Below are 17731 nucleotides of genomic sequence, written 5' to 3'. Positions count from 1 at the left end.
CGCAGCGCGGCACGAGCGGAGGATTGATCTCCGGCTCGTGCCGAGCCGCAGGTTCCGGGGGTGCGGGGTGGTAGCCCCGCACCCCCGCGGGGTATCAGGCTTCGCCGCGCTTGCGCGAGCGGATCACCAGGGTGGAACCAGCGGCGATGAGGGCCAGGGAGGCGCCGCCGATGGTCATGAGCAGCTGGCCGCTGGCGCCCGTGAGGGGCAGCTGGGGCACGGACTGCTTCTTGTTCTTGATCTGGGCGTTGTACGAGGTGGAGGCCTGTTCGCCCTTGACGACCTCAATGGGGGTCGTGGTCGTCTGCGGAAGGACGAATCCTGCGGGAGCTTCGATCTCTTCGACGACGTAGCAGCGCTTGGTGGCGTCCTTGGAGCCTGCGCCGGCCGAGCCCTCGGAGTCACCGACGTAGAGGCCGTCGATCTTCACGAGACCGGCCGCGTCGGAGACGAACACGGTCTGAGGAGCGTTCCCACCGCTTCCGACCGCGATGGGGCTGCCGGTCTTGGTCGCGGTCGAGCAGTCGGCCGCGTAAGGCTCAACGGCGTTGTACACGTTGAACTTCGCGCCGGCCAGGCCGACCTTGGTGGCGTTCTCAGTGTCTGCGTCATACTTGAAGAGCTGGACGTTACCCCAGTAAGTAGCGACCTCGGGAGTGGTCGGCGGGTTTTCAGGCTCGAACGGGGGCTTATCGCCCGGCTCGTTCGGAGGAACGGCCCCGTAGGTCGTGTCTTGGACGAGATCGGCCTTGTTCTTAATGGTGCCATCGCCCACGCTGTCGACGCGGCCGGAGAAGACGGCAACGAGCTTCTCACCCGGGTTGTCCTTCAGCTTCGCCAGGCCGGCGCGCATGAAGGAGACGATGAGCGTCTGCCCTTCCTTGCGAACCTTGTAGTCGGTGTTCTCCGTCAGGACCGTGGCCCCCAGGGTGACCGAGTCCACCTTGCCGTCACCGAGGCGAGAGTCCAGGGTGTCGCGCAGGTAGAAGTAGGAATAGGTGGTGTTCGGGTCGAGGCTCGGCAAGGTCGTGGAGACTGGGAAGGTCACGCGCGAACCGAGACCAACGCCGTTGACCGTCTGATCGGAAATGGTCTTCGAGACCTCGATCTTCTGGTTCTTCGGGTAGGCGTGCACATCGTAGAGCCACTTACCGTCGCCACCATTGGTGGTGTTCGGGAAGGGGATCGTCACAACGAAGGGCTTGGCCTTCTCGACGATGTTCGCGGGCGCGGCGGTCTCGCAGACCAGGTAGGCGGCGACCGGCAGCTGCCCCAGGGTCGTTACGCCGCCACCCGAGGTCGTGCCCTCGGCCGCAGCAATGTTCGACACCGCGGGGGCACCGGGTCCGAGCGTCGGAGCCGCGGGATTCGCACAGGCGCTGTCCGGAATGTTTCCGGCAAGGCCGGAGAGGGTGTCCCAGTCGGCGGGCTTGGACAGATCAAGATCGGTGATCTTGAAGGCCTTGAAGGTGACGCCATCGACGCCGTCGCCGCCGGCATCGGCGGTTCCATCGACATTGCCCACGATGCCCGAATCGTTCTTCAGGTGCTTGTGGATGATGATTGAACCCGTGGCATTCTGATCGATGTTGCCGTAAGCCGGGTCCTTCGCGAAGGCCGCTGCGCTGGTGGCGACGACGCTCGCCGCACCGATGCTCAGGGCGCCCGCGACGGCCATGAGCCGACGCTCGAGGGGGGCGTTTTTCCTGCTCACTCCTCTTGCTCTCAATACTTCCGCACTCTTAAATAGTGACGGGATTGGATAGTTCAAACGCAATGATAGGGGATCATTCCAAATTTGAGAAGTTCGGAAGAGGAATCTGAAAAGGAAATCACTTTCACTCCTGAAACATCGGGTGCGTCCTTAAGAGGCGCTCAGTGCGCAGAAGCGTCTTGACGAATCCATCGCCGTGCGAACCTTGACAGAATGCAACCCCGATACAACACGCCTGCCACACGAGCGCTCTGATCGCTTTACAGCGCCAAAACGCACTCGGCCCCCACATGCGCCACATCCCGATATGAGGTCGAAATACAGGCGCCGAATTACAAACAGACACTGAAATGCAAAAGCTGAACTAGAGGGCTTGAAATGTAGGAATTGAAATTCAGGGTCCGAAATACAAACAGGGCGGGGCCCGACCCTAAGGTCGGACCCCGCCGAATTCGCGTCACCTCACAGACTAAAAAGGATCAGGCGCGAGCGGCCTCGATGCGGGCGCGGAACTTCGCGAGCTGCTCAGTGATGGCTGCGGGGAGCTTGTCGCCGAACTGGGCGAAGTACTCCTCGGTGCCGTCCATTTCAGCGGTCCAGGCATCGAGATCGATCTCGAAGAGCTTGGCCCACACGGCCTCGTCAATGTCGAGACCGTCGAGGTTGAAGTCCTCGAACTTCGGGTAGCGGCCGGTGACACCATCAATGGCCTCAACTTCGCCCGCCGCACGGCGAACGATCCAGTCGAGGACGCGCGAGTTGTCGCCGTAGCCGGGCCACATGAACTTGCCGTTCTCGTCCTTGCGGAACCAGTTCACCTGGTAGACCTTCGGGAACTTGTCGCCGACTTCGGCCTGCATCTCGAGCCAGTGGCCCCAGTAGTCGGCCATGTGGTAGCCGCAGAAGGGGAGCATGGCGAAGGGGTCGTGGCGCAGCGAACCGGCCTTGACGTCGGTCGCAGCGGCGGTGACCTCAGAGGCGACCGAAGCACCGATGAAGACGCCGTGAGCGGCCTCGTACTGCTCGGCGACGAGCGGCACGTTCGTGGCGCGGCGTCCGCCGAAGAGGATCGCGTCGACCGGAACGCCCTGGGGGGCCTCCCAATCGGGGCAGATGATCGGGCACTGGGACGCGGGGACGGTGAAGCGGGAGTTCGGGTGAGCCGCCTTCTCGCCGGACTCGGGGGTCCAGTCCTTGCCGAGCCAGTCGATGAGGTGCGCGGGGACCTCCCCGTCGATGCCTTCCCACCACACGTCACCGTCATCGGTCAGGGCGACGTTGGTGAAGATGGAGTTGGCGCGCATGGTGTCCATGGCCATCGGGTTGGTGTCGTAGGAGGTGCCGGGGGCAACGCCGAAGAAACCGGCCTCGGGGTTGATCGCGTAGAGGCGACCATCGGGGCCCGGGCGCATCCAGGCGATGTCGTCGCCGACGGTCTCGACGTTGTAGCCGGGGATCGTCGGCTGGAGCATGGCGAGGTTCGTCTTGCCACAGGCCGAGGGGAAGGCGGCTGTCACGTGGAACTGCTGGCCGGTCTCCTGGCGGGTCAGGCGCAGGATGAGCATGTGCTCGGCCATCCAGCCATCACGACGGGCCATGGTCGAGGCGATGCGCAACGCGAAGCACTTCTTACCCAGGAGGGCGTTGCCGCCGTAGCCGGAACCGAAGGACCAGATCTCATTGGTTTCGGGGAAGTGGGTGATGTACTTCTCGTCGTTGCAGGGCCAGTTGTCGTCAACGGCGCCCTCAGCGAGCGGAACGCCGACAGAGTGGACGGCGGGAACCCACGGCTTGCCCTCAGCGATGAGGTCCATGGCAGCAGTACCCATACGGGTCATGATGCGCATGTTGCACACGACGTAGGGGGAGTCGGTGATCTCAACGCCGAGCTGGGAGATCGGGCCGCCGAGCGGGCCCATGGAGAAGGGGATCACGTAGAGGGTGCGACCAACCATGGAGCCAGCGAACTTCTCCTTGAGGATCGCCTTCATCTCCTTCGGATCGGCCCAGTGGTTCGTCGGGCCGGCATCTTCTTCCTTCTCGGAGCAGATGAAGGTGCGGGACTCAACGCGCGCGACATCGGAGGGCTTGGAGCGGGCGAGGAAGGAGTTCGGGCGCTTCTCCTCGTTGAGCTTGGTGAACATGCCGTTCTCAACCATGAGAGCGGTGAGACGATCCCACTCTTCCTGCGAGCCATCGCAGAACTCAATGGCGTCAGGCGTCGTCAGCGCTGCGATCTCAGCCACCCATGCGAGGACGTCTTCGGGAGCGTTGGCGGGCGCAGCTGCGCGCACATCCTGTTCAGTCACGGACATTTTGCCTCCTGAGGCACTCGGTATTCAGGAGCGCGGTCACGCTCCTTTAGTACGCGAACAATCATCCCTGATCGTGTGGCAGAGCGCACGGGCGAATGGTCCCGTGAACAAATGTGCAACAGTTCACACACTTGCAGTCCGTAGCAATTCGCATGAGCTACCGCACTCTCGCACTGCTTCGTGTGCCCTACTCTGAGGATGTGCCTCGTCCGCACACCCCATCCACAGGAGGAAAATCGTGGGATTCCGTAAGGGCTCTGAAGGGCCGTCTTTCTTCGACCTCTTCTCGCAGCAGGCCGCGAACCTCGTTTCAGGCGCTGCTCTCCTCGCGTCGATCCTCGACGCCTCCGCTCAGGAACGCGTGGCCCTGCGCGACCACCTCCACGAGATCGAGCACCAAGGCGACGAGATCAACCACCGCATCGCCCAGCTCGTCAACCAGACCTTCGTCACGCCCTTCGATCGTGAGGACCTGGGCGCCGTCGCCTCTTGCCTCGACGATTGCATGGATTTCATTGACGAGGCCGGCGACCTCATCGTCATGTACGGCATCGAAAACATTCCCGCATCCGTGCATTCGCTTGTCGCCGAGCAGATCGACATCATCGCCCGCTGCGCCGATCAGACCGCGCACAACATTCCCGCATTGAAGTCCCCCCTCGATCTGCGCGACTTCTGGGTTGAGCTCAATCGTTTGGAGAACGAGGGCGACCTGACCTACCGTCGCGCCTTGACCGCAACCTTCGACTCTGGAGCCGATCCGATCACGATCATCAAGCTCAAGGATCTCGTCGAGGTCCTTGAGGAGGCGACCGACGCCTTCGAGAACCTGGCGAGCAGGATCGAGACGATCGCGGTGAAGGAGTCTTGAGACCGTGGATCTCAACCTGATCCTCGTTTCGCTCGTCATCATCATCGCTCTTGGTTTCGACTACACGAACGGTTTTCACGACGCCGCGAATGCGATTGCCACATCGGTCTCAACGCGAGCCCTGACTCCGCGAGCCGCTCTGCTCATGGCAGCGATCATGAATGTCATTGGCGCCCTCATGGGGACCGAAGTCGCGAAGACGATCGGCAAGGGCATCATCGACATTTCTCACTACACCTCTTCCACCGACCTCATGATGCAGCGCGAAGGCCTCGTCATTGTCTTGTCTGCACTCGTCGGAGCGGTCGTCTGGAATCTCATCACCTGGTGGTTCGGTCTGCCCTCTTCATCCTCGCACGCCCTCATCGGCGGCCTCGTCGGAGCGGGCCTCGCCTCCGCAACAGAAGTGCACTGGTCGGGGATCGTCGAGCACGTCATCATCCCGATGTTCGCCTCGCCTTTCATCGGTTTCTTCTTCGGCTACATCCTCATGTGGATCATGATGCGCCTCCTCACGCGCCTGCCCTACCACCGGACGATGCGCCGATTCCGCGTGCTGCAAACGCTCTCGGCTGCGGCCATGGCTTTGGGCCACGGCCTGCAGGATGCGCAAAAAACGATGGGCGTCATTGTGATGGCCCTCGTCGCAGGTGGCTACGGACATACCCACAATGTCTTCGACCCTGTCACTGGGGACATGACGATCCCCTTATGGGTGAAGCTGGCAGCAGCCGGTGCTATCTCCTTGGGGACCTACTCGGGCGGCTGGCGCATCATGCGCACCCTCGGCAGGAAGATCATCGACTTGGATCCGGCCCGCGGTTTCGTCGCCGAAGGCGTGTCCGCACTCGTCTTGTATTTGTCGGCCTTCGTGTTCCACGCACCAATCTCGACGACACACACGATCACCTCGGCGATCCTCGGTGTCGGAGCGACCAAACGCTTTTCCGCAGTCCGTTGGGGGGTCGCCGGCAATATCGTTGGAGGATGGTTCCTCACCCTTCCAGCGGCTGCCCTCGTCGCGGCCATCATGTTCTTCATCGTGAACTTCCTTGTGACTCTTGCATGAGGGTGAGGAGTTCGCGTTTCACTCGGGTCGCCCGTCTTTTCGGGGCGGGCGGCCTCGTCTTGTGCGCAATCGGACTCAGCGCATGTCAAAGCTCATCCGTTCTGGACTTGAAAGTCGGGGACTGCGTCATGCTTCCCCATGGGGATGAGGCTGTCACCATTGAGCACACCTCCTGCTCTGAGTCTCACGAAGCTGAGGTTTCCACCCTCGTCGACACGGACCCGAAGGACGCCTCAGCGCCGTTCCCGGGCGAGGAGGCATTGGCTCTTCAGGCAGAAAGCGCGTGCGTGGAATCCTTCGAATCCTACGTGGGCACGCCCTATGTCCTCTCGTCTTTGGACGTCACCTGGTTGCTGCCCACCAAGAGTTCCTGGGGCGAGGGCGATCGTCAGATCGTCTGCCTCGTGAACGCGATGGACGCTCAGCCTCTGATGTCCTCCGTCAAGGATTCGAAACTCTGAGCTTCGGGTAAGCACCTTTGCTGTGAAGCACAGGAAGCTTTTCAGCCACGACTTTACCTTCAGGAGGAGTGCACCCACAATGCGCTCGCCCCGAAGCGGAATCTACCCTGGGAGTGGGGCACGAGGAGCAGTGTCCCCCGAAAGAACCCGAAGAAACAGGGCCTTAAGCCATGAAAAACGGGGCGTCACACTCCGAAAAGAAGCTTCGTTCGCGTCGCGTGGCGTTCAAGTGAGAGCAGGTGGGGCTCGGTGTCAGCGCGAGAGATGTGCGCGACGAGGATCTCTGCAGTCGCAAGCCAGGGGCTGTGATTCGGGAAGGAACGCGCCAGAGACGAGGGGGCGATGGCCTTCAGGGGCTTGAGGAGGACTGGGATCGTTGGGCGGTGCACGCACAGCGCCGTGGGGACCTCGATCTTTCTTAGGAGCGCTGCAGTCATATTCCCTGCCGCACTCGGGTCCCCTTCAACCGCCGTCTCGGTCAGCTCCCCGCGGACACTGAGTTCCCCTCCACTGAGCCCCGCCCAGGGGGAAAGCGTCTGCACGCATCGGGTCCACGGTGAACTCACGCACTCTTCGATTCCGAAAGCCGAGAGAAGATCCACGAGGTCGATTGCCTGACGCGCACCAACACGCGTCAGGGGGCGAGTCGCTTCACTCTCGTGCCAGGAGTGGCGCGAGATCGCTTTCGCATGACGCGCCATCACCATAGTCGTCGTGACAAGGCGTCCATCCTGGGCGCGGGCGACAAGCTCGGAAAGGAGGCGTCGATCGCCGCGTCGGGTGAGAAGCTGATCAGCCTTGGCGGGACTGGCCCAGCGGGTCTGGTCAATTTCAGAACTTGGAGCGGGGCGAACCGGAATTCTCGAACGAGTCACTGGGGAGATTGCTTCTCCGGGAGCGACAGTACCCACCCAATAGTGAACTTCCTTCGTCTGCCCGGATCCGAGGCGGTACCGCTGAGTCGTCAATGGGGCATGGAGGACTGCGACAACACCTGTTTCTTCTTCAACCTCGCGAACCGCAGCGGCGACGATCGGCTCATTCGCCTCGGCTTTGCCTTTCGGCCACGACCAATCTCGGTAACGCGGACGATGAACTATGAGCACTTGAATCTCGGAGGCTTTCAGGCTTTCACCGGGAATGGCGGTCCTCTCCGGGTCGGTGAATCGCCACACCAAGGATCCTGCGGCTCGCACGAGGCGCGAGGGGACAGGGGCGGGGCGAGACATTCGGGGCACGCTTCAAGGGTAGCGGGGATCTGCTGAACGCGGGTCCGGGAACATTCGGGGTCCTCCCCCATCGCCCCTCCTCCCGGGGCCTTCTAGGCTTGACTACACGCTTTCGATCTTTAGGGGAGGAACCCATAAGTGAACGCATCCAATTCCACGAACGAGAAGATCCAGGTCTTCGCCAACGAGCTTCTCGCCACCGTGAAGAAGCTCGTGAAGGACGGCTCTGTTCGCAAGATCGTGATTCGTGATGAGACCGGTAAGGAGAGAGTGTCGATCCCCATGAACCTTGGTGCGGGTGTCGGCATTCTCGCCCTCGTGACGAATCCAGTGCTGACTCTCCTTGCCGGGGCGACGGCGACCGTGGGCGCGAAGATGACGAGGTACACCGTCGAGGTTGAGCGGACCGACATCGTCACGAGTGATCCGATTGACACCGAGGCCGGGGCGCCGCTTTCTGACCCGGACTCTTCCGAGAAGAACTAGGCCGAACTCTCAAAATGCGCAGCTTCTTGCAGGACGAGGAACGAAGTTGAGCGGCCTCGGCTGTCACAGTACGCACAGCCGAGGCCGCTGCTGAGCACGGAACACTCAAACTATTCATGTCGTTCCTCACCCCATTTGTATACCCCCGGGGGTATTAGCTACCCTTTCGTGACCACACGTTTTCGAGAGGTTGGACCACATATGATCCCCCGCTTCAGCGAGAATTACCGCCCGCTGTACTTCCTGGCCGCACTCGGCATGGGCGGCCTGAGCATCTCCTTCTTCATGTACCTGATGTTCCTCGTCCCCCACCCCGATACCCCCATCCCCACATTCGATGCGCTTGCCACTCAGTTCGCCAAGGGGACCATGCTGAGCAACACCCTCATGGTTGTGGCCCTCCTCGCCATCGCCTACTTCGCAGTGCGCCACGTGCAACTGCTCATCGCGAACATCGGCGCCCACCGCCGATTCAGCCGTACACCCGAATACACGGCATTGATCTCCTCCAATGGGGAAGTCCAACTCATGGCGATCCCACTGACCCTGTCAATGACCGTCAGCGTCCTCTTCGTCCTCGGCGCACTCGCGATCCCTGGACTCTGGGATATCAAGGAATGGCTCTTCCCCTTCGCCCTCGCAGCGAATATCGCCATCGGCGCCTACGCCCTGCGACTCTTCGGCCGCTACATCACGCGGATCCTTTCCGACGGCTCCTTCAACGTCGATGACACGAACCACTTCAGCCAAGTGCTGCCCTCATTCGCCTTCGCAATGATCGGCGTCGGTTTTTCCTCCGCCGCCGCCATGAGCAACACCCTGGTGACCTCCCTCATCGGTGCCGCAGGAACCGCCCTCTTCCTCGCCGCAGCCGCCCTGTGGGGATTCGTGAAGATGCCCGTCAGCTTCGGCGCCATGCTGCGTCACGGAATGGCACGCGAGGCCGGCCCGACCCTGTGGCTCGCCATCCCGATCCTCACTCTCTTCGGCATCGCAGGTATCCGCGTCAGCAGCGGAATCGCCCACAATATCCTCCACGCGAATATTCCGAACATCGTGTGGCTCGTTGTCTTCGGGGCTCTGATCGCCTTACAGCTCATCGTCGGCCTCTTCGGTTGGGCGGTCATGCGCCGCCAGGGCTACTTCTCGCACTTCGTCTCCGGGCCGGGACGCTCCATCCCCGCATACGGCCTCATCTGCCCGGGAGTCGCTCTCGCAGTCCTCTCCCAGTTCTTCATCGGCCGCGGCCTCGTTGCCACCGGCATACTGGAGAAGTTCTCCATCCCCCACCTGGCCTTGCTCGCCCTCATCTTCGCGCTCCAGCTTCTGACGATCCGCACCGTGGCGCGCCTGAACGCCAAACTCCTAGGCGCACCCAAGGCGAGCGAAGAGGACAAGGCGGAGGCAAAGGCGGCCTGAGCCGCGCTGCCCGCACCAGAGCCGAGGACCAGGCTGAGGGACTGAGCGGGCTTGCGCTGAGCCTGGCCGACAGGGCTGCGCCGACCGCACAGTACCGCGGCACTCTCAACCCACAACGCAAGGTGGAGGAGGTCTACCTTCCGACAACTCGGGAGGAGGCCTCCTCCATCAGTTCTTCCTGCACATCACTGAGAAGAGAACCATCCTTCGCATACTGTTGGCGCTTCCACTCCCCACGCTTCTTCAAAGCCCAAGAGGAGGTCTTCGGCGAAACTCCGCGACGCACAAGCTCCGCAAGATAAGAAACCTGCCTCGGATCAGCGATCCTCACGAGAGCTTCAACACGACGGTCGAGATTGCGGTGCATAAGATCCGCTGAACCGATCCACACCTCTTCCTCGCCCTTCGGGCCAAAAGCGTAGATTCGCGAATGCTCAAGGTAGCGGCCAAGAATCGAACGGACCCGAATGTTCTCCGAAAGACCGGGAACGCCTGCACGGATCGCGCAGATCCCCCTCACTTGGACATCAACGGGGACTCCCGCCTGAGAAGCCCGATAGAGGGCATCGATCACGGCCTCGTCAACAACGGAGTTGACCTTAATGCCGATCCACGCCTCCTCACCTGCCTTCTTACGGGCGATCTGGCGCTGGATCCTCTCAATGAGTCCATCCCTGATCGACAGGGGCGCGACGAGGAGCCTGTGGAAGGTCGAGCGCGGCGCGTAGCCGGAAAGCTGGTTAAACAGGCGCGTCAAGTCCTGAGCGACCTCACGATCGCAGGTCAAGAGGCCCAAATCCTCGTATCCGCGCGCCGTCTTCGGATGGTAATTGCCGGTGCCGATGTGACAGTAGCGGCGCAGCCCCTCAGATTCTTGACGGACGACGAGGGAAAGCTTGCAGTGCGTCTTCAAGCCCACCATGCCGTAGACGACATGGACGCCGGCGCGTTCAAGCTTGCGCGCCCAGCCAATATTCGCCTCCTCGTCAAAACGAGCCTTGATCTCGACAATCGCAACAACCTGCTTACCCGACTGGGCGGCCTCGATCAGAGCGGAAACGATCGGCGAATCACCTGAAGTCCGATACAAGGTCTGCTTCATCGCCAAAACATTCGGGTCGCGCGCCGCCTGGGTGATGAACGCCTGAACTGAGGTCGCGAAAGAATCATAAGGATGATGCAAGAGCACATCATGGTCGCGGACCCTCGCGAAGATATCCCCCGCCCTCGCCGATTCGAACTCCGCCAGCCCCGCCGCCGTGACGGGAACATACTTCGGGTACTTCAAGTCCGTCAGATCAAGCTCGTGCAGTTCATTGCACAAAGTCAAGTCGAGTGGCGCGGGCAGGGAAATGACATCCGTCATCTGGATCTCAAGCTTTTCGGCGAGGAAGTCGAGGACGAACTTCGAGATCGTCTCTTCGACCTCGAGGCGCACAACCGGGCCGAACTTACGGCGCAGAAGTTCCTCCTCCATCGCGGTCAAGAGGTTTTCAGCGTCATCCTCCTCGACCTCGAGATCCTCATTGCGCGTGACGCGGAAACCGTGGGCCTCCACGATCTCAACTCCGGGGAAGAGGTGCTCAAGATGCGCCCGGACCACATCCTCAAGTGTCACGAAAGTCGCGCCGCTCTCGCTTTCGACGAAGTCCTCTGCGACTCCATCCATCCCTGCGGTGTCCACATTGATGAGGCGGGGCAAAGACTGCGGGACCTTCACCCGCGCAAAATGCAGCTTGCCGGACAAAGGATTGCGGACCACGACCGCAAGATTCAAAGACAAACCCGAGATATAGGGGAAGGGATGCGAAGGGTCGACCGCGAGCGGGGTAAGGACCGGGAAGATCTGGCGACGGAAGTAGCGGGCGAGTTCATGATGCTGCTTTTCGCTCAGCTCCGCCCAGCGCCGCAGGTGGATGCCCACAGCATCCAAGGCCGGGCGGATTTGGGTTTGAAAGTCTTCGGCCTGGCGGGCACTGAGCTCGCGAGTACGAGCCTGAATCCCCTCGAGGACTTGGCGCGGTTCCAGACCCGAAGCCGTCTTCTTCGCGATTCCCGCAGCGATGCGACGCTTGAGGCCTGCGACGCGAACCATGTAGAACTCGTCGAGGTTCGAAGAGAAGATCGCCGAGAACCATGCGCGCTCGAGCAGGGGAAGCTCAAGGTCCTCCGATTGTTCGAGGACGCGCTGATTGAAGGCCATCCAGGAAATCTCACGATCGGCGAAACGCCCCTTGGGTAAGGGCTCGTCCTCACCGAGAGGAGCGGAGGTGTCAACCTCGTTCGTGAGGATCGGTTGAGCGGGACGAGCCTTTCCGTTTTCCCCTTCGAACTCCTCGTCCTCATACTCGACGCCGACCAGCCCAGTATCGTCGGCGGGAACGAACATCTCCTCCGCTCGAGCGCCCTCGACGAGGGCCGTGGAGGAGGATGCGGGGAGGGTGTCTGGGGCGAAGGCCTCCTCGGGGATTTCAGAGCCTGGGCCCGGCCAAGAGGAGTCGGGAGCGGAGAAGACGGGACTATCCGCTCGAAGTTCCCGCTCTTTCTTCGATGGGGAGGCAGTCTTCGCTGACCGGTTGTCGTTTGAGCTCTTCTTCGATGTCTCCGGCATTGGCCGTCCTTCCTCGCTCGCAGTGACCCGGGAAGGGCCGCATTGCGCCCACTCCCTCGGGAGCACACTCCCATGGTGTCATCTCACCTGCGACTTCGCAGCCCCCTGAGGTCCTCGTCTCGCCCTACAGCGATCCCTCTACCTCGGGAAGACAGATCTCACTGCCTCGGGAATGACCCATATTCGCCTCCGACATGACGAGTATTCATCTTCAGAAGGGGAACCACAGAGCGTTTCTCAGAGGTTTCCTTCCTCGAAGTCTCTTCTAAAGTCCTTTCAACACCCCCGGAAGCCGAGGATTGCAGCACGCAGATTCCGCTTTTAGCATGTACTCAACGATTCACCCGGGAACTGAAAGGCCCCCATGGATGAGCTCCTTGTGATCCCACATGAGTTGACTTCGGTTTCTTCTACGGCCTGTGATGTCGCTGATTCGCTGTCTAGCTCCCGCATTCTTGACGCTCTTTCGGAGGGGACTTCAGCGATGCCGGGAAGTACCTCGCGAGCTTCGATGGAGGATGCGGGCACTCAGGTTGACACTCGAAAGCGCAGACTCGTGGAAGATTTGCGTACCTTCAGTGACGATGTACTCGCCGCGAGGAACGCCTTCATGGCGAACGAGGAGAATCTCAGCGGAGCATTTCAAAGAGCCGATGTCCCTCCTCCCACTTTCTCTTCCCGTTCTATGTCATGGCTTGTCGAGAGGTTGGGCTAAGAGTGCTCTCGTGGGGTGATGTGAGCGCATGGAAACCAGGGCCGCTCAATGCAGCAACTGCCGATCTGAGCGAGGTGAGGCGAATTGCGGAAAGCAATGGAGATTCCTTGGAGCAGGCGCACAGGCTTTTCCTCTTTGGAGAGTCACGGGGTGAAACCCTTGAAGCGGCGCGTTCACAGCTCAGTGGATCAAAGGGCGACCTTGATCGTCTCATCAATGACGTGTCGGAGTTATTGATGGCGACTGCCCAGGCCGCCGATGGCGTGTGGGAGGTGCAAAGAAGGGTTCTCGAGTGCGAGCAGTTCGCCGGGCTCAACAACATCAGCGTGGAAGCTTCTGGGAAAGTGTCATACTCACTTGAATCCGTCCCGCCTTCGGCCTCGCAGTACACCGTTGGTCCTGCCCAGTCGCGCAATATCGCCAAGATTCAGGCCGGGCACGAGCTGCAAGAGATGGTGAACGACGCACTCGAGTACGCTGAGCAGGTCGACGCGGATTATCGGGCGCGCTTGAATGCTGTGGCCTCGGGGACGTATAGGTGCGAGGAGACGTCATCGAGTCATTCTCCAGGTCTGGCGGATCTACCCCAGGCCGACTGGTCGGTCTTCGCGGTGTCCTCCTGGTGGAACGGTCTCAGTGACGAGGAGCGGGCCGAGATCATCACGAATCATCCGGAGCTGATCGGAAACCTTGACGGGATCGACGCTCGTTCGCGTGATCTGGCGAACCGTCGACGTTTGCTTCCTTTGAGGGATTCCTTAGCAGCCGATGTCGACAGGATTCGTGCCTTATACGCTGAGGCCGCCAAATCGCGCGGCTCGGCGGACGGCCCCAACCCCTACGCGGAGCAACTGCGCATTGCCTGGGCCAAGCTTGCTGACATTGATGAGACTATTCGGCAGGCCTCATTGAATCCTGATTACAAGCTGCTCACCCTGGATGCCTCGGGCTCGGACCATCTGCGCGTTGCGATGGCGATCGGCGATGTCGATACGGCGGATCATATCGCTACCTATGTTCCGGGAATGAGTACCAACCCGGCGGATAGTTTGGAGCTGTGTCTGAGGCAAGCCTCCAATATCGAAGAGGAGTCGAGGCGCTTCGGTACAGGGACTATAGCGACCGTCGCCTGGCTGGGCTATGACGCTCCTGCGGCCTTAGGAGATCCGGGCTGGACCGAGGTGGCCTCCACCCGCAGGGCGGAAACCGGAGCTCGTCTTCTCTCTTCTTTCCAGGAGGGCCTGCACGCCTCTCGCGCCATGCACGCCTCCTCTGTCCCCGGCTCTGCCTCTGATCCGCACACGACGATCCTGGGGCACTCCTATGGGTCCATGACCTCAGGTAAAGCCGTGTCTCGCATTGCTCCCGGAGCGGTTGATGATCTGGTGATGTTCGGTTCTCCAGGTTCGGGCGTTCACGACATCCGCGAATACAATCTCGACTCGGGCAGAGCTTATGTGTCCGCCGTCGACTCTGAGGACTGGGTTCAGGGCGTCGGTCCCGACCGCACTTTCGGCACCAACCCCACGGACCTCAAGGGCATCACCCATCTGTCCAGTGATGCCCCCGACGACCCGAATAAATGGTCGCCCGTCGGGCGTCACAGCTCCTATCTGGAAGAGGGCTCTGGGGCTCTCAAGGACTTCGCTCGCGTCGTGACAGGAGCATACGAATGAAACATCTGCGTCTATTGCTCGCCTCGACCCTCACCCTGATCGTTGTGGTGGTTTCGGCGTGTTCTATAGGAGGAAACACCGTGAACAAGAAACTGTGGTGGGACGGGTCCTTGCCTTTCGAGCAGCGTCGGAGCATCGAAGAGTTCGAGGATCACATCGAACGCACCCTCGGCGAGTTCGCCTACACCTACTCCGCCAACACCGGACCCATCAGCGTCTACGTCCCATCCAACCTTAGACACTGTGGCGAAGAAGGCTTCGAGCTCTACAGCGCGGCGATCGCTTTCGCCCCGCCCTTCGACCACAACGACATGATCAACGCCGTCGCCCACACCTTCACACCCTTGGGCTATGAACTCCTCACCCAAGACGAAGACCACATCCGCTGGATGGACAAAGCCAACGGCGGATACATCACCCTCCTATTCCTCGACGACGGCAGAGCAGGCCTCTATGTTGCTTCAGGGTGTCGGCCCACCGACGGCACCACCAAAGTCGGCCAAACCCGCAACATCCCCGACTGGGAACACGAGCTCACCCCCAACACCCCACAATCCTAAAATCACCACACCCCAAAACACGCGGCCCGGGAGAATCAGACCTCAACCCCACAATCTCGAAAGCACAGCAACCCAACCCCCACAATCCACAACACCCCGAACCCAAAAACACGCGGACTGGGAGAATCAGGACTCAACTCCACAATCTCGAAAGCACAACAACCCAACCCCCACCCGAAAACACGAGGCCTGAAAGCCTCCGCGTCATCCAACCAGCACCAAGCCTGAAAGCGGCGCACAATCTAACCAGCACCAGGCTTGCAATCACCTCCTCTCGTACACGTTCCTTCGTTGGAGTGAAGAAGGGGAAAGGACACGAATGAAACATTTGCGTCTATTGCTCGCCTCGATCCTCACCCTGATTGTTGTGGTGGTTTCGGCGTGTTCTATAGGAGGAAACACCGTGAACAAGAAACTGTGGTGGGAGGGGTCCTTGCCTTTCGAGCAGCGTCGGAGCATTGAAGAGTTCGAGGAGCACATCGAACGCACACTCGGCGAGTTCGCTTACACCTACTCCGCTAACACCGGACCCATCAGCGTCTACGTCCCATCCAACCTCGAAGCCTGTGGCGAGGAGGGCTTCGAGCTTGACACGGCGGCGATCGCTTTCGCCCCGCCCTTCGACCACGACGACATGATCAACGCCGTCGCCCACACCTTCACACCCTTGGGCTATGAACTGCTCACCCAAGACGAACGAGACATCCTGTGGATGGACAAAGCCAACGGCGGATACATCACCCTCCTATTCCTCGACGACGGGGGCGCGGGCCTCGCGGCATTCTCAGGGTGTCGGCCCACCGACGGCACCACCAAAGTCGGCCAAGCCCGCAACATCCCCGACTGGGAACACGAGCTCACCCCCAACACCCCATAATCCTAAAATCACCACACCCCAAAACACGCGGACTGGGAGAATCAGACCTCAACTCCACAATCTCGATAGGAACAGAACTCACCTCACAATCTCGAAAGCACCCGGCCAGAAACTCCTCTCTGCCACCACCCCACGACCCTCGCAAGTATCTCCTCTCGTACACGTTCCCCCGTTGGAGTGAAGAAGGGGAAAGGACATGAATGAAACACCTGCGTTTACCACTCGTAGCCCTGACCACTCTCACCCTGGTTGCTGTTGTGGTGGTTTCTGCGTGTTCTGTGGGAGGAGACACTGTGAACAAGAAACTGTGGTGGGACGGGTCCTTACCCTTCGAGCAGCGTCGGAGCATCGAAAACTTCGAGGATCACATCGAACGCACACTCGGCGAGTTCGCCTACACCTACTCCGCCAACACCGGACCCATCAGCGTCTACGTCCCATCCAACCTCGAAGCCTGTGGCGAGGAGGGCTTCGAGCTCTTCACGGCGGCGATCGCTTTCGCCCCGCCCTTCGACCACAACGACATGATCAACGCCGTCACCCACACCTTCACGCCCCTGGGCTATGAACTGCTCACCCAAGACGAAGACCACATCCGCTGGATGGACAAAGCCAACGGCGGATACATCACCCTCCTATTCCTCGACGACGGCAGAGCAGGCCTCTATGTTGCTTCAGGGTGTCGGCCCACCGACGGCACCACTAAAGTCGGCCAAACCCGCAACATCCCCGACTGGGAACACGAGCTCACCCCCAACACCCCACAATCTCGATAGGAACAGAACCCACCCCACAATCACGAAAGGACAACAACCCAACCCCCACCCGAAAACACCAAGCCTGAAAACCCCCGCGTGATCCAACCAGCACCAGGCTTACAAGAACCTCTGCCACCACCCCACGGTGAAGTGAATCAGGGGAAAGGACACGAATGAAACACCTGCGTCTATTGCTCGCCTCGACCCTCACCCTGATCGTTGTGGTGGTTTCGGCGTGTTCTATAGGAGGAAACACCGTGAACAAGAAACTGTGGTGGGAGGGGTCCTTGCCTTTCGAGCAGCGTCGGAGCATTGAAGAGTTCGAGGAGCACATCGAACGCACACTCGGCGAGTTCGCTTACACCTACTCCGCTAACACCGGACCCATCAGCGTCTACGTCCCATCCAACCTCGAAGCCTGTGGCGAGGAGGGCTTCGAGCTTGACACGGCGGCGATCGCTTTCGCCCCGCCCTTCGACCACGACGACATGATCAACGCCGTCGCCCACACCTTCACACCCTTGGGCTATGAACTGCTCACCCAAGACGAACGAGACATCCTGTGGATGGACAAAGCCAACGGCGGATACATCACCCTCCTATTCCTCGACGACGGGGGCGCGGGCCTCGCGGCATTCTCAGGGTGTCGGCCCACCGACGGCACCACCAAAGTCGGCCAAGCCCGCAACATCCCCGACTGGGAACACGAGCTCACCCCCAACACCCCATAATCCTAAAATCACCACACCCCAAAACACGCGGACTGGGAGAATCAGACCTCAACTCCACAATCTCGATAGGAACAGAACTCACCTCACAATCTCGAAAGCACCCGGCCAGAAACTCCTCTCTGCCACCACCCCACGACCCTCGCAAGTATCTCCTCTCGTACACGTTCCCCCGTTGGAGTGAAGAAGGGGAAAGGACATGAATGAAACACCTGCGTTTACCACTCGTAGCCCTGACCACT

14 protein-coding genes are annotated in these 17731 nt (G+C 60.6%); 10 read left to right on the top strand and 4 right to left on the bottom strand.

Features of this window, described 5'->3' with window-relative positions:
* Window positions 1-94: 94 nt before the first annotated feature.
* Window positions 95-1714 (bottom strand): SpaH/EbpB family LPXTG-anchored major pilin, encoded by a 1620-nt coding sequence (locus FFA61_RS00580; RefSeq protein WP_005962447.1) that lies wholly within the window; start codon window positions 1712-1714, stop codon window positions 95-97.
* 479 nt (window positions 1715-2193) lie between these two features.
* The gene (locus tag FFA61_RS00575) at window positions 2194-4029 is read right to left on the bottom strand and encodes a phosphoenolpyruvate carboxykinase (GTP) (RefSeq protein ID WP_005962448.1); all 1836 of its coding nucleotides are present in this window, start codon (window positions 4027-4029) and stop codon (window positions 2194-2196) included.
* Window positions 4030-4267: 238 nt separating this feature from the next.
* Here FFA61_RS00575 and FFA61_RS00570 point away from each other — a divergent pair, with 238 nt between their 5' ends.
* Genes FFA61_RS00570 through FFA61_RS00560 form a run of 3 tightly spaced genes read left to right on the top strand, consistent with a single transcriptional unit; the run spans window position 4268 to window position 6430 of the window.
* The gene (locus tag FFA61_RS00570) at window positions 4268-4900 is read left to right on the top strand and encodes a DUF47 domain-containing protein (protein ID WP_005962449.1); all 633 of its coding nucleotides are present in this window, start codon (window positions 4268-4270) and stop codon (window positions 4898-4900) included.
* 4 nt (window positions 4901-4904) lie between these two features.
* Window positions 4905-5969, top strand: coding sequence for an inorganic phosphate transporter (locus FFA61_RS00565; RefSeq protein ID WP_005962450.1), 1065 nt, complete (start codon window positions 4905-4907; stop codon window positions 5967-5969).
* Window positions 5966-6430 (top strand): septum formation family protein, encoded by a 465-nt coding sequence (locus FFA61_RS00560; protein WP_005962451.1) that lies wholly within the window; start codon window positions 5966-5968, stop codon window positions 6428-6430. Before FFA61_RS00565 ends, FFA61_RS00560 begins: the two co-directional genes overlap by 4 nt.
* 185 nt (window positions 6431-6615) lie before the next feature.
* On the opposite strand, the gene FFA61_RS00555 is transcribed toward FFA61_RS00560, so the two are convergent.
* The gene (locus FFA61_RS00555; RefSeq protein WP_005962452.1) at window positions 6616-7659 is read right to left on the bottom strand and encodes an NUDIX hydrolase; all 1044 of its coding nucleotides are present in this window, start codon (window positions 7657-7659) and stop codon (window positions 6616-6618) included.
* A gap of 138 nt (window positions 7660-7797) precedes the next feature.
* Here FFA61_RS00555 and FFA61_RS00550 point away from each other — a divergent pair, with 138 nt between their 5' ends.
* Together FFA61_RS00550 and FFA61_RS00545 are read left to right on the top strand one after the other, a co-directional pair.
* The gene (locus FFA61_RS00550) at window positions 7798-8145 is read left to right on the top strand and encodes a DUF4342 domain-containing protein (protein WP_005962453.1); all 348 of its coding nucleotides are present in this window, start codon (window positions 7798-7800) and stop codon (window positions 8143-8145) included.
* 201 nt (window positions 8146-8346) lie between these two features.
* A complete protein-coding gene (locus FFA61_RS00545) occupies window positions 8347-9564 on the top strand; it encodes a TsoY family (seleno)protein (protein WP_005962454.1) in 1218 nt (405 codons plus the stop codon).
* A 133-nt stretch (window positions 9565-9697) separates the two neighbouring features.
* Here FFA61_RS00545 and FFA61_RS00540 read toward each other — a convergent pair whose 3' ends face one another.
* On the bottom strand, window positions 9698-12175 hold the full coding sequence (locus FFA61_RS00540) for an RNA degradosome polyphosphate kinase (protein ID WP_005962455.1): 2478 nt from the start codon (window positions 12173-12175) through the stop codon (window positions 9698-9700).
* Between the two features lie 789 nt (window positions 12176-12964).
* Here FFA61_RS00540 and FFA61_RS00535 point away from each other — a divergent pair.
* From FFA61_RS00535 to FFA61_RS00515, 5 genes are all read left to right on the top strand, one after another.
* Window positions 12965-14566 (top strand): alpha/beta hydrolase, encoded by a 1602-nt coding sequence (locus FFA61_RS00535; RefSeq protein ID WP_175406550.1) that lies wholly within the window; start codon window positions 12965-12967, stop codon window positions 14564-14566.
* Window positions 14563-15126 (top strand): DUF4853 domain-containing protein, encoded by a 564-nt coding sequence (locus FFA61_RS00530; RefSeq protein WP_175406549.1) that lies wholly within the window; start codon window positions 14563-14565, stop codon window positions 15124-15126. Before FFA61_RS00535 ends, FFA61_RS00530 begins: the two co-directional genes overlap by 4 nt.
* A 319-nt stretch (window positions 15127-15445) precedes the next feature.
* On the top strand, window positions 15446-16003 hold the full coding sequence (locus FFA61_RS00525; protein WP_138588736.1) for a DUF4853 domain-containing protein: 558 nt from the start codon (window positions 15446-15448) through the stop codon (window positions 16001-16003).
* A 293-nt stretch (window positions 16004-16296) separates the two neighbouring features.
* On the top strand, window positions 16297-16779 hold the full coding sequence (locus FFA61_RS00520; RefSeq protein ID WP_175406548.1) for a DUF4853 domain-containing protein: 483 nt from the start codon (window positions 16297-16299) through the stop codon (window positions 16777-16779).
* 155 nt (window positions 16780-16934) lie between these two features.
* Window positions 16935-17492 carry a DUF4853 domain-containing protein gene (locus FFA61_RS00515; RefSeq protein ID WP_138588732.1) on the top strand — a complete coding sequence of 186 codons (558 nt, stop codon included), beginning with the start codon at window positions 16935-16937 and terminating at the stop codon, window positions 17490-17492.
* The last annotated feature ends 239 nt before the right edge of the window (window positions 17493-17731 follow it).

Origin of the sequence: Schaalia cardiffensis F0333 (assembly GCF_005886435.1) — a bacterium.
GTDB classification, from domain to species: domain Bacteria; phylum Actinomycetota; class Actinomycetes; order Actinomycetales; family Actinomycetaceae; genus Pauljensenia; species Pauljensenia cardiffensis.
This window is presented reverse-complemented; position numbering and strand designations above follow the sequence as displayed.